General features: G+C 45.4%; 17 protein-coding genes. 3 read left to right on the top strand and 14 right to left on the bottom strand.

Features of this window, described 5'->3' with window-relative positions; all coding sequences use genetic code 11:
• Positions 1-140: 140 nt before the first annotated feature.
• The gene (gene pdaB, locus D5S11_RS17110) at positions 141-905 is read left to right on the top strand and encodes a polysaccharide deacetylase family sporulation protein PdaB (RefSeq protein WP_007410421.1); all 765 of its coding nucleotides are present in this window, start codon (positions 141-143) and stop codon (positions 903-905) included.
• On the opposite strand, the gene kbaA is transcribed toward pdaB, so the two are convergent.
• Positions 906-1,502, bottom strand: a complete 597-nt coding sequence (gene kbaA / locus D5S11_RS17105; RefSeq protein WP_007410420.1) for a KinB-signaling pathway activation protein — start codon at positions 1,500-1,502, stop codon at positions 906-908.
• A 107-nt stretch (positions 1,503-1,609) separates the two neighbouring features.
• Between kbaA and gerD the strand changes: the two genes are divergently transcribed.
• Complete coding sequence (gene gerD / locus D5S11_RS17100) at positions 1,610-2,167, top strand: spore germination lipoprotein GerD (protein WP_007410419.1); 558 nt, start codon at positions 1,610-1,612, stop codon at positions 2,165-2,167.
• A gap of 32 nt (positions 2,168-2,199) precedes the next feature.
• Here the strand turns inward: gerD and D5S11_RS17095 are convergent, their stop codons facing one another.
• From D5S11_RS17095 to D5S11_RS17085, 3 genes are all read right to left on the bottom strand, one after another.
• The gene (locus tag D5S11_RS17095; RefSeq protein WP_007410418.1) at positions 2,200-3,252 is read right to left on the bottom strand and encodes an Mrp/NBP35 family ATP-binding protein; all 1,053 of its coding nucleotides are present in this window, start codon (positions 3,250-3,252) and stop codon (positions 2,200-2,202) included.
• Positions 3,253-3,331: 79 nt separating this feature from the next.
• Positions 3,332-4,045, bottom strand: coding sequence for an N-acetylmuramoyl-L-alanine amidase CwlD (gene cwlD / locus D5S11_RS17090; protein WP_007410417.1), 714 nt, complete (start codon positions 4,043-4,045; stop codon positions 3,332-3,334).
• Positions 4,046-4,105: 60 nt separating this feature from the next.
• On the bottom strand, positions 4,106-4,549 hold the full coding sequence (locus D5S11_RS17085; RefSeq protein WP_007410416.1) for a DUF2521 family protein: 444 nt from the start codon (positions 4,547-4,549) through the stop codon (positions 4,106-4,108).
• A gap of 130 nt (positions 4,550-4,679) precedes the next feature.
• On the opposite strand from D5S11_RS17085, the gene D5S11_RS17080 reads away from it, so the two are divergent.
• Positions 4,680-5,153 (top strand): DinB family protein, encoded by a 474-nt coding sequence (locus tag D5S11_RS17080; protein WP_007410415.1) that lies wholly within the window; start codon positions 4,680-4,682, stop codon positions 5,151-5,153.
• Positions 5,154-5,166: 13 nt separating this feature from the next.
• Here the strand turns inward: D5S11_RS17080 and D5S11_RS17075 are convergent, their stop codons facing one another.
• The 10 genes from D5S11_RS17075 to rpsK all read right to left on the bottom strand — a co-directional run bounded on the left by D5S11_RS17075 (position 5,167) and on the right by rpsK (position 12,410).
• Positions 5,167-5,934, bottom strand: coding sequence for a class I SAM-dependent methyltransferase (locus D5S11_RS17075; protein ID WP_033575232.1), 768 nt, complete (start codon positions 5,932-5,934; stop codon positions 5,167-5,169).
• 137 nt (positions 5,935-6,071) lie between these two features.
• A complete protein-coding gene (gene rpsI / locus D5S11_RS17070; protein ID WP_003225846.1) occupies positions 6,072-6,464 on the bottom strand; it encodes a 30S ribosomal protein S9 in 393 nt (130 codons plus the stop codon).
• Positions 6,465-6,484: 20 nt separating this feature from the next.
• Positions 6,485-6,922: a 50S ribosomal protein L13 gene (gene rplM, locus D5S11_RS17065; protein WP_003225844.1), complete on the bottom strand. Its 438-nt coding sequence runs from the start codon at positions 6,920-6,922 to the stop codon at positions 6,485-6,487.
• A 159-nt stretch (positions 6,923-7,081) separates the two neighbouring features.
• Positions 7,082-7,825: a tRNA pseudouridine(38-40) synthase TruA gene (gene truA, locus D5S11_RS17060; protein WP_033575233.1), complete on the bottom strand. Its 744-nt coding sequence runs from the start codon at positions 7,823-7,825 to the stop codon at positions 7,082-7,084.
• A gap of 12 nt (positions 7,826-7,837) precedes the next feature.
• Positions 7,838-8,635 carry an energy-coupling factor transporter transmembrane component T family protein gene (locus D5S11_RS17055; RefSeq protein WP_007410412.1) on the bottom strand — a complete coding sequence of 266 codons (798 nt, stop codon included), beginning with the start codon at positions 8,633-8,635 and terminating at the stop codon, positions 7,838-7,840.
• Positions 8,632-9,501 (bottom strand): energy-coupling factor ABC transporter ATP-binding protein, encoded by an 870-nt coding sequence (locus tag D5S11_RS17050; protein ID WP_014416754.1) that lies wholly within the window; start codon positions 9,499-9,501, stop codon positions 8,632-8,634. The genes D5S11_RS17055 and D5S11_RS17050 overlap by 4 nt, the downstream gene beginning before the upstream one ends.
• Entirely contained in the window at positions 9,477-10,322 is an 846-nt protein-coding gene (locus D5S11_RS17045; protein ID WP_020955223.1) for an energy-coupling factor ABC transporter ATP-binding protein, read from the bottom strand. Before D5S11_RS17045 ends, D5S11_RS17050 begins: the two co-directional genes overlap by 25 nt.
• A gap of 131 nt (positions 10,323-10,453) precedes the next feature.
• A complete protein-coding gene (rplQ, locus tag D5S11_RS17040; RefSeq protein WP_003156550.1) occupies positions 10,454-10,816 on the bottom strand; it encodes a 50S ribosomal protein L17 in 363 nt (120 codons plus the stop codon).
• A gap of 77 nt (positions 10,817-10,893) precedes the next feature.
• Positions 10,894-11,838: a DNA-directed RNA polymerase subunit alpha gene (locus D5S11_RS17035; RefSeq protein WP_003156549.1), complete on the bottom strand. Its 945-nt coding sequence runs from the start codon at positions 11,836-11,838 to the stop codon at positions 10,894-10,896.
• A gap of 176 nt (positions 11,839-12,014) precedes the next feature.
• Positions 12,015-12,410: a 30S ribosomal protein S11 gene (rpsK, locus tag D5S11_RS17030; RefSeq protein WP_007410409.1), complete on the bottom strand. Its 396-nt coding sequence runs from the start codon at positions 12,408-12,410 to the stop codon at positions 12,015-12,017.
• Between the last annotated feature and the right edge of the window lie 11 nt (positions 12,411-12,421).

The following is a 12,421-nucleotide window of genomic DNA, read 5'->3' as shown; positions in this document are numbered from 1 at the left end:
GCGACGTTTAATAATATACCATGCATTCTTTAAATTTAGCAAGTGTTTTTTTCGTTTTTTTTAAAACGTATTTCGTTATATTCATCTCCGCCGCGGCATACGATGTAATCAAGCATGGACAAGATAAGGAGGCGTCATCAGTGAATCACTTCTACGTGTGGCACATCAGAAGGATAAAACAGCTGCTTATTATTATCATTGCCGCATTTGCAGCAGCCAGCTTTTTTTATATACAGAGAGCCGTCCCCCTTCCTGTATTTTTAACTGATAGCGGCCCAAAGGCTATTTCAAAAGGGGAGACGAGAGCGGGGGAAGTCGCATTAACATTCGATATCAGCTGGGGCGATGAAAAGGCGGTTCCGATTCTGAACGCGCTAAAAGCAAACGGTATTAAAAACGCTACTTTTTTTCTGTCAGCTTCTTGGGCGGAACGGCACCCGGACACAGTTGAACGTATGGTAAAAGACGGACATCAAATCGGCAGCATGGGATATGCGTATAAGAATTATACCAACCTAGAGGACAATGAAATAAAAAAAGATATCCTCCGGGCCCAGACCGCATTTAAAAAGCTGGGTGTGAAGAATGTTCATTTACTCCGCCCGCCGACCGGACAATTTAATAAAAAGGTTCTTACCATTGCACAGCAGTACCACTATTCAGTGGTTCATTACAGCGTTAACTCGCAGGATTGGACAAATCCCGGCCCTGATAAAATCATTGAAAATGTAAACAGTCATATAAAAGGCGGCGACATTGTCCTGCTGCACGCATCTGATTCAGCAACACAGACTGAAGAAGCGCTCCCCGCCATCATTCACAATTTAAAGCAAAAAGGACTGAAAAACGTGACCGTCGGCGACCTGATCGCAAATACTGACGTCAAGTCATCAGAAGTGAAATAATTACCTCTGGGCAAACTTCGGCAGCATTAACAGCTGAAACGCATTGCAGCCCATCAGCGGAATCAGCATCAAATAAAGCCAGTCCTCATTATTCACTCGTAGCGCAGGAACCCATTCAAGCGCTGTAATAACGACCATTAAAAATAATGATGAAACGAACGTATTTTTTGAGGACTGCTTTTGTTTTATATACGCCGTCAACAGGCCGACGGCAAGCAGAGCCAGCGGCAGCCAGACAAACCCCGCAATCGAGTCATCCCGCTCTCCGAAAAACAAAAATCTGACGTACATTAAATCAAAAGCGACAAACAGAATGATAAACAGCTGAAGCAGATTCCAAAGCGAGCTTGATCTGAGAATTTCAAGGGCAAACCGGTGCACCGTCAGAAAAACGAAGAATCCCATCTGGCTGATCACACTGAAAATCATGCCCACCCCGATAAACCAGATCAGAACGGAGAAAATCTGACCGGCCTCAAAATTCAGAAAGAACCCCTTGTACTCCCCCCACTTCAGAGCAAATCCCACGACGCTTGTAATAAGAGCGCCCACAGCTAAAATCGAAAAGAAAAATCGAACAAGCCCGCGGCTTTTCATCTCTTATTCATCCCCCTGACAATCGCGTTCAGCGATATTTTGTTATGTATAAATCCATTCCGATGAATCATATTAAAAATAAGTACAAGTAAGGAAGGAGCTTATGCATGTCAAAAGCCAAAACGCTATTGATAAGCTGTTTTGTTTTATTATCTGTAACAGCTTGTGCTCCAAAAGACCAAGCAGCGGATATGGATTATGACCAGACTAAAAAAATGGTTGTTGATATATTAAAGACCGATGATGGAAAAAAGGCAATTAAGGAAATATTAAATGATGATGCGATGAATGAGGCATTGGTGATTGATCAAAATGCCATTAAAGGCACAATAGAGAAAACCCTCACCTCTAAAAAAGGGGCGGAGTTCTGGAAAACCATTTTTGAAGACTCAAAATTCGCCGAGAGCTTTGCAAAAACTCTTCAGCCCGAGCATGAAAAAATCATAAAAAAACTGATGAAAGACCCTGATTATCAGAAAAGTTTTATGCAGATCATGCAGGACCCCGGCATGGATAAAAAATACTATGAGCTGGTGAAAAGCCAAAAGTTCCGCAGTTACTTAGAAGATGTAATTACAGAGACACTTTCCAGCCCGCTTTTCAAAAAGCAATTCGAGGATGAATTGAAAAAAGCAGCTTCAAGCTCTGAAAAAGAAAGCCAATAAAAGGCCGGGCCGTGTTGATCCCGGCCCCTTTTTTATTCAGCTGTTTTTTCAATGACTTTCTGGGCGATCCCCATATAAATTTCCCCGATCGGATGACTTCTGTCATAGACAGAAGGCGCAAACTGATCCTTGTCCCAATCAGGCTGTTTTAAAGGAATTCTGCCAAGCAGCGGCACTTGCAATTCCTCTGCAAGCTTATCTCCCCCGCCTTGACCGAACACATATTCTCTCTCGCCGGTTTTTGCACTTTCATAGTAAGCCATATTTTCAATGACCCCTACAACTTCATGATCGGTCTTAATCGCCATAGAACCCGCTCTCGCCGCTACAAATGCGGCTGTAGGGTGCGGCGTTGATACGATAATCTCTTTGCAGCTCGGAAGCATCGTGTGTACATCGAGCGCCACATCACCAGTGCCGGGCGGCAGATCAAGAACGATATAGTCAACCTCTCCCCAGTCAACTTCATGGAAGAAGTTATTCAGCATCTTGCCCAGCATCGGCCCTCTCCACACAACCGGAGCGTTTTCTTCGACGAAAAAGCCCATCGACATAACCTTTACTCCAAATCTTTCGACAGGAAGCAGTTTTTCTCCTTCTACTGTCGGGCGAACTGTAATACCCATCATGTCCGGCACGCTGAATCCGTATATATCCGCATCGATCAAGCCGACTTTTTTTCCGAGCCGCGCAAGAGAAATGGCCAGGTTGACGGAAACCGTTGATTTGCCGACACCGCCTTTTCCGCTTGCCACCGCAAGAAAGACCGGCGGATGTTTCCTATTCAGCAGGGTTTCGCTTTCAGCAGCCGGCCGGCTGAATTTCGCCAATGTTTCTTCCGGCAGCTCTTCAAACCGCAGTCCCACAGTTTCCGCACCCGCTTCTTTCAGAACGGATACGATTTCCTGCTGAATACCCATCTGTTCAGCCGTCCCCGTTTTTGCCAATGCAATTTTCACACTGACATGCCGTTTTTCCGGCTTGATCTTTACTTCTTTAATGGCATCCAATTCTCCCAGCGGTCTATGAAGAAAAGGTTCGCGCATGTTTCCGACTATATTTCTTACTTCATCTTCTCTTATCATCGAACCCTCACCCTTTGTGTATTCGTTTACAAATGGTATTATACCATATATTAAACATAGAATCGGCGAAAAACCCTCCTTACTCGGGAGGGTCTCCTTTCTCTGTGAAGTATCTCAATACGCCCTTATACACGGAAGAAGCGATTTTGTCCTGATATTTGGGCTGGCCGAGCCTTTTCGCTTCCGCGGGATTGGACAGAAATCCGATCTCCACCAGCGCGCCCGGTTTGGTTACATTCTGCATTAAGTAAATGCCGTGTATCCGTTTCGCCTTTCTCGTTGTATTCTCCAAATTGATTCTCAATTCGTCCTGTATATATTTTGCCACTTTTTCATTTTCTTCGTATTTTCCATAGTAGAAGCTTTGGGCGCCGCTCCATCTCGGTGACGGTATGGCGTTCAGATGAATGCTGATATAAAGCTCCGCCTCTGAACGGTTGATGATTTCCACGCGCTTTCTCAGATCTTCCGCTTTGCGTCTGCTGTAGCCTTTCGTCCCTTCAGGAGCTAAATCAGTATCCGTCTCCCGCGTCATAATGACCAAAGCTCCCTGCTCCTGCAAATAGTCTCTGACCCTGGAGGCCACTTCGAGAGTAATGTCCTTTTCAAGGTGACTGCCTCCCGTGGCGCCTCCGTCCGGCCCGCCGTGTCCCGGATCGAGATAGATGATTTTCCCGCTCAGCGGCAGACTCCACGGCCGCCAGGAATCATCATTATGGAATTGAAACCGGAATAAACACAATAATATGATAAAGCCAAGTAAAAAACCGAGCCATTTCAGCTTTTTTGTCATACCTTTCCCTCCCGCTTGTCCCCGTTATTAATAAGTATGGGACAAGGGAAGAAATTATGATTACCTCATGCGGAGCTTACATTGTTTTTCTCTTTGCAGAAATCCTTCCGTCCACCAGCTGTTGATAAACCGGCAGGACGCTTCATAGATTTCTTTTTGTTCAACGGAAGAATATTGCTCATGCGTCCAATTGCAAAGATATTCAAAAAAATCGACCGTCAGTTCTTCCTCTTCTTCAGCCGAACGGGCGTTTGCCCTCTGCAAGGACTCACCATAATAGCCAAAGACGCCGAACCGGCCGCCTAATAAATACGCTTCAATTGCAAAATCTATGCATCCTTCACTCAGAATGCCGTTTTCGTCTTGAAGAAAGGGAAACAAAGGGGTAAGACATGCTTTTACGGACTGAATGATCTGCGTCAGTGACAGCTCCTTTAGTAAACTCTTCTCAAGCTCAAAATCCTTCTGCCGTTTCACGTCTGAAAAAGATAATACTTCTGCCATTGCCAGCCACGCTCCTTTTTACTGTTATTTTGAAAGGAAAAGGGAAAAAGCATGCTTTGTTGATAGTGGAAATCCTCCCAAATGAAGGAGTTTTATGTTAACTGGAAGAAGAAAGAGCTGAGGTGACGTGATGAAAAAGCTGTTTCAATACAATTGGACGGTGCGTGACGAGTGGTTTATGATATGTGAAAAGCTGAGCCGGGAGGAACTGACGAAAACCCGGACGGGCGGAATGGAGAGCATCTTGCGGACTTTATTTCATATCATTGATGTCGAGATCAGCTGGGCTCGTGCCATTTTAGGTAAAGATGATGTTTTACCTGCTGAGTCTGACTATACAAGCATTCAGGATCTCAGAAAGCTGTCTGAACAGTATCGGGAGGATGTCATTCATGCGGTCTCCCTCAAAGGACCGGATCTTGTTAAGCCGGACTGGATGGACCAAACCTTTCCTAAAGAAGATATTCTCCGCCACATCCTTGCGCATGAGATTCACCATATGGGACAACTGTCGGTTTGGGCCAGAGACATTGGAATAGAACCGGTTTCGGCTAATGTGATCAGCCGTCCGCAGGAAAAAGCCGCAAAAAAACAGCACCTCTGACGGGATGCCGTTTTTATATTTTAATGCTTCTTGTTACGGAGTATGTATTAATGTATTCATCCAGCACGAGGCCGCCTTTGTCCTCGTAAAAACCGGCAACCATGAAGCCTGCGTCAATCTGACCTTTAATTTGATCCTCCAGCGTATGGCCGAATTCAAGCGCTTCATGATTATCAATAAGTTCCTTTACCTTTTTCTTACTCAGATCTTTTTCATCCGAAAACGGAATGGAATACTTTACTTTTAGTACGCCTTCCTGCTCTAAATCCATATCAAATAAGAACACGACGGGATTTACAAAACCGGAGACTAAAGACCCGCCTTTTTTCAATACGCGATGAGCTTCTTTCCATACCGGAAGAACCGTATCAACAAAGCAATTCGATACCGGGTGCACGATAAAATCAAATGACTCATCATCAAAACAGCTCAGATCATTCATGCTGCCTTTGACAGTCCGAAGCGTAAGATCGTCCCGCCCGGCAACCATTCTGTCTTGCGCAAGCTGTTTTTCCGAATTGTCAAAGATGGTCACATCCGCTCCTGCAGCAGCAAGGACCGGCCCTTGCTGTCCTCCTCCTGAAGCGAGACAAAGAACCTTCAGACCGTCTATGGGCGGAAACCAATCAGCCGGCACATCTTTTCCGGGGGTCATTCTGATGCTCCAATTGCCTTTTTTCGCTTCACCAATCGTATGAGAATCAACCGCAACCGTCCATTCATTGCCTGTTTCGACTTTTTTATCCCATGCCTTGCTGTTATGTATGACTAACTTATTCATTATAACTGCGCTCCTTATTGGTAATGAATAGAGTATAACAAACAATTCTAGAAAAACATCGGATAACCTCTTGAATATGAGAAAAAAATACAAAAAAACCACAACCAAGAAGTTGTGGTTTTTGCCATCCAAAACGATTAACGTTTTGAGAACTGAGGTGCACGACGAGCGCCTTTAAGACCGTATTTTTTACGTTCTTTCATACGAGCGTCACGAGTCAGAAGACCAGCACGTTTAAGTGTTGCACGGTATTCTGGATCTGCTTCAAGCAAAGCACGAGCGATACCATGACGGATTGCTCCAGCTTGACCAGATAAGCCGCCTCCATGTACGTTTACTAAAACATCATAAGTACCAGCTGTTTCAGTTAAAGTTAATGGTTGTTTGATATCTTCGATTAGAGCTGGAGATGGAATGTGCTCGCTGATTTCACGATTATTAACGACGATACGACCTTCACCTGGAACTAAGCGCACACGCGCTACAGAACTTTTACGACGGCCAGTACCGTAATATTGAACCTGTGCCAAATTGGTAACCTCCTTTTTAATTAACCGCGAAGTTCGTAAACTTCAGGTTTTTGTGCTTCATGTGGATGCTCAGAACCACGGTATACGTTCAATTTCTTGAACATTTGACGACCTAGAGAACCTTTTGGAAGCATGCCTTTGATAGCAAGCTCAAGCATTTTCTCAGGGTAGTTTGTACGCATTTCAAGAGCAGTTCTTGATTTTAATCCGCCTGGATGTTGAGTGTGACGGTAGTAGATTTTGTCAGTTAACTTTTTACCAGTTAACTCGATTTTTTCAGCGTTGATGATGATCACATGATCTCCAGTATCAACGTGCGGTGTGTAAGTCGGTTTGTGTTTCCCGCGAAGGATAGATGCAACTTCTGTAGAAAGACGTCCTAAAGTCTTGCCAGCAGCATCAACAACTAACCACTTGCGTTCAATAGTACTTGCGTTAGCCATAGGTGTTGTACGCATTGAATTTCCCTCCTAAATGATCTGTCATTTTCAATAATCTTCGATTACGTTCTATTTCACAACACAATAAGTTCCGGGGCTTATCGTGGGGTTGAAATACATACCATATGATATCTTATAACTTTATGCAGACTCTGTCAAGAAAATGTTACACCTGGTTTAGTTGTCATAGCAAACGCTCCATAAATACAGCCCGTGCCCCGGTGCGGTGCGCCCCGCGGCTTCACGATCCTTCGCTTCGAGCATTGCTTTTACATCATCGGGAGAAAATTTTCCAGCTCCTGTATCCAATAACGTTCCGGCAATGATTCTGACCATATTATAGAGAAAACCGTTTCCGGTGATCCGCATCTGCAGGCCGTCTCCGGTCTCAGTCCAATCCAGCTCGTAAATTGTTCTGACTTTATCCTGAACCGCGGTATCAGCCGCGCAAAAGCTTGTGAAATCATGTGTCCCGACGAGGTGCCTTGAAGCTTCCCTCATTTTCTGCACATTAAGCGGATATGCAAAATGGTAAGCGTAATGTCGTTTAAATACGTCCGGGTGTTTCTCCGTATATACAAAGTAGCGATATTCCTTTTGGACCGCGCTAAATCGTGCATGGAACCCATCATCCGCAATCTCTGCTGTTTTGACGGCAATATCATCAGGCAGCAGGGCATTGAGCGCAAACGGCCATTTCTCAGCCGGGATGGACAGCGGCGTATCAAAATGAATGACCTGCCCGGCAGCATGAACATCGCTGTCCGTGCGGCCGGATGAGATGACAGGCACTCTGCCGTCCGTTTTATGGATGACGGCCAGCGCTTTTTCCAATTCACTTTGAACGGTCCGCTTTCCAGGCTGAACCTGATATCCGTTAAATAAATGCCCGTCATAAGCAATGGTACATTTCACTCTCATTCAGCAGCACCTCTAACTTCTTAAGAAAAACAATAACACGGCTAATACCATGATGAGCAGAATAGCTCCGGTATCCTTTCCGGTCCAGACGAGCTTTCTGTATTTCGTTCTCCCCTCACCGCCCTGGTAGCCTCTCGCCTCCATGGCGACCGCGAGCTCTTCCGCGCGTTTAAAGGCGCTGACAAACAGCGGGACAAGCAGCGGAACAACCGCTTTGATTCTGTCTTTCACCGGGCCGCTTGTAAAGTCCGCACCCCTCGCCATTTGCGCCTTCATGATTTTATCTGTCTCTTCCATCAATGTCGGGATAAATCGCAATGATATCGACATCATCAATGCGAGTTCGTGTACGGGCAGCTTCACCTTTTTAAAAGGATTCAGGAGCTGCTCCATTCCATCCGTTATTTCAATCGGCGTTGTTGTCAGCGTCAGCAGCGTCGTCATAAAGATAAGGTAAACGAAACGGAGGGAGATAAAAATACCCTGTATAAGTCCGCCCTCATACACTTTAAACCAGCCAAGCTGAAAAATGACAGATCCTTCATGCGTCATGAAAATGTGTAATAAAAAGGTAAACGCCACAATCCAGATAATCGGCTTAAGCCCCTTCAGCAAAAAGCTGAACGGCACGCGAGTCAAGGCGATCACCCCGAATGTAAACAAACCGAGCAAAGCATACGTCTGTACGTTGTTTGCCAAAAAGACGATACATACAAAAAGAAAAATGCTGACAAGTTTTGTTCGCGGGTCCAATCGGTGAATAAGCGATGATCCGGGAACATACTTTCCGATAATCATGCTGTCCATCATTGGTCCTTTTCCTCCTGAAAGAAAGCCTTAATTTCACTGGCGGCATCCTGCAGGGTCAGCATGGGTTTTTCATACTTGACTCCGAGAGCCTTCTCAAGCCGTCTCTGAAACTTCACCGATTCAGGAAGATCCAGTCCCATTTCGGCCATCTCTTCACCTTTTACAAACAAGTCACGCGGACTCCCCGTCGCTTTAATGGTTCCTTTGTGCATGACAATCATTTCGTCAGCATAGCGGGCGGCGTCCTCCATGCTGTGGGTGACGAGAACGGTAGTCAGGTTTCCCCGCTGATGAAGCGCATAGAACATGTCCATAATGTCCTGGCGCCCTCTCGGATCAAGACCGGCCGTCGGTTCATCCAAAACCAGCACTTCCGGCTCCATCGCGAGAACGCCGGCAATCGCCACTCTGCGCATCTGGCCGCCGCTGAGCTCAAATGGTGAACGATCCAAAATGTCTTCCGGAAGGCCCACAAGCCCCAGCATTTCTTTTGCTTTCCGTTCAGCGTCTTCTTTTTTTACACCAAAATTCATCGGTCCGAATGCGATGTCCTTCAGCACAGTCTCTTCAAACAGCTGATGTTCGGGAAATTGGAAAACGATTCCGACTTTTTTTCGCAAAGTCTTAAGGTCTTTATTCTTTTTACCGGCTGCCAGAATCGTGCTCCCGAGTTCAAGCTGTCCTTTAGTCGGTTTCAGCAAACCGTTTAAATGCTGCAGGAGCGTCGATTTGCCCGACCCTGTATGCCCGATGACGGCAACGTAGCTGCCCTCTTTTATCACGGCATTGATATCATACAGAGCCAGCCGTTCAAACGGTGTCTTCATTTGATAGCGGTGTTCTACATCTTTGATTTTAATGTCCACAGCTCATTCACCAGCCCTTCCTGAGTCAGATGGTTTTTCGTTAACGCCAGTCCGCTTTCTTTCAAAAGCAGGCTGAGCTGGAATGAGAAAGGCAAATCAAGACCGATGCGAACCAAGTCTTCGTTTAATTTAAAAATCTCTTCAGGCGTGCCCTCTGCATATTTCCTGCCGCCGTTCATCACAATGATCCTGTCCGCCCTTGCGGCTTCTTCCAGGTCATGTGTTATCGAAATGACGGTGGCCATGCCCTGATCTTTTAAGCGTCTGACAGTATCAAGGACTTCTTCTCTCCCAATCGGGTCAAGCATGGATGTCGCTTCATCCAAAATCATAATATCAGGACGCGCGGCAATAATCCCCGCGATCGCCACTCTTTGTTTTTGACCTCCGGAGAGATGGTGCGGCTCTTGATCAAGAAAATCCTGCATATTGACTTGTGTGACAGCCCAATCTACTCTCTCAATCATTTCTTCGCGCGGAACACCATTGTTTTCTAAACCAAAAGCCACATCATCGCGAACAGTCGTTCCGACAAATTGGTTATCGGGATTCTGAAAGACCATCCCTATTTTTTTTCGCACATCCCACACGGTATCCTCAGTCAGTTTGATGCCGCCGACTTCAATTTCTCCGGCCTCGGGCAAAATCAGCCCGTTCAGCGCTCTGGCCAAAGTCGACTTCCCTGAACCGTTGTGGCCTACGATAGCAAGCCATTCTCCTTCGTATACCTCCAGACTCACACCGTCCAGCGCCGGTCTTTCTGCATCTTTGCGGTAACGGAATAGAGTGTCTTTTACGGATATAAGCTGTTTTTGATCCACGGGCGCCTGACCTCCTCTCAGCTATAGCTCTGCTTTTCTGTCTCATGATAAAAAGTTCTGATATCTAAAAAAAGGGCATAGATCCAGTTAGAAACTGTCCCGCCCTTCTTTAGATACACAAAAATATGTGATTAAACCAATTCGATGATTGCCATTGGTGCACCGTCACCACGGCGAGGACCAAGCTTCATAATACGTGTGTATCCGCCTTGGCGCTCCTCGTAACGAGTTGCAATGTCAGAGAATAATTTTTGAAGTGCATCTTGGTTATTTTCTTCATTAGCAACCTCGTTGCGAATGTATGCAGCTGCTTGACGACGAGCATGCAAGTCACCGCGCTTACCAAGAGTGATCATCTTTTCAACAACAGAGCGAAGTTCTTTCGCACGTGTTTCAGTTGTTTCAATTCTTTCGTTGATGATCAAATCTGTTGTAAGATCACGAAGCATAGCTTTACGCTGTGAACTCGTACGTCCTAGTTTTCTGTATGACATGTGATGTCCCCTCCTTTAATGGAATGCTGTTTCTAAATAAAAAACACACGAAAATCCTAGTTCACATGGAAACTAGATCAATCGTCTTTGCGAAGGCCGAGTCCAAGTTCTTCTAGTTTCGCTTTCACTTCTTCAAGTGATTTGCGTCCCAGGTTGCGAACTTTCATCATATCTTCTTCCGTCTTGTTCGCAAGTTCTTGAACCGTGTTAATGCCCGCACGCTTCAAGCAGTTGTAAGAACGGACAGAAAGGTCAAGTTCCTCAATCGTCATTTCAAGAACTTTTTCTTTTTGATCCTCTTCTTTTTCAACCATGATTTCAGCATGCTGAGCTTCGTCAGTTAAACCAACGAATATATTAAGGTGTTCAGTTAAAATCTTTGAACCGAGAGCAATTGCTTCCTTCGGTCCAGTGCTTCCGTCAGTCCAAACATCAAGTGTAAGTTTGTCATAGTTTGCAACCTGGCCTACACGAGTGTTTTCTACCTGATAAGATAAACGAGAAACTGGCGTAAAGATTGAATCGATCGGAATCACGCCGATTGGCTGATCGTCTCTTTTGTTCGAATCAGCAGGTGTATACCCACGTCCTCTTTGTGCAGTAAGGCGAACTCGGAAACTCGCATTCTCACCAAGAGTCGCAATATGAAGATCCGGATTAAGGATTTCAACATCGCTGTCGTGTGTAATATCAGCTGCTGTGACAGTTCCTTCGCCCTGTACATCAATTTCAAGCGTCTTCTCTTCATCAGAGTAGATTTTCAATGCAAGCTTTTTAATGTGCAAGATTATCGTTGTAACATCTTCCACAACGCCTTCGATTGTCGAGAATTCGTGCAGTACACCATCTATCTGGATCGATGTTACAGCGGCACCAGGGAGTGAGGATAAGAGGATACGACGTAAGGAGTTACCCAGAGTTGTACCATATCCACGCTCAAGCGGCTCTACGACAAACTTACCAAATTTGGCATCGTCGCTGATTTCAACCGTTTCGATTTTTGGTTTTTCAATCTCGATCATTACTTAAAACCCTCCTTCAAAACGTCGAAACCTCGAATAGAATCATATGAGATTCCATCCGAAATTCCCCATTGTTTAGTCCCGTATGTGCTCAGGCAACGAGTCGGTGCATTCGTTTCATAAATAACTGTATCATAACCCATTATTGACAGGGACACAAAATCTATACAAACAAATTACACGCGGCGACGTTTTGGTGGACGGCATCCATTATGAGGAACAGGAGTTACGTCTCTGATAGCTGTAACTTCAAGTCCGGCAGCTTGTAAAGCACGGATTGCAGCTTCACGGCCAGAACCTGGTCCTTTAACAGTTACTTCAAGAGTTTTAAGTCCGTGTTCGATTGAACCTTTAGCAGCTGTTTCAGCAGCCATTTGCGCAGCAAAAGGAGTAGATTTACGAGAACCTCTGAATCCTAGAGCTCCGGCACTTGACCAAGAAAGAGCATTACCATGAGTATCAGTGATCGTAACGATCGTGTTGTTGAAAGTTGAACGAATATGAGCGATTCCTGACTCAATATTCTTTTTCACGCGACGTTTACGCGTGTTTTGTTTACGAGCAGCAGCCATTGTTTAGGTAC

This window comes from Bacillus sp. L75, from assembly GCF_003676355.1.
GTDB classification, from domain to species: domain Bacteria; phylum Bacillota; class Bacilli; order Bacillales; family Bacillaceae; genus Bacillus; species Bacillus velezensis.
This window is presented reverse-complemented; position numbering and strand designations above follow the sequence as displayed.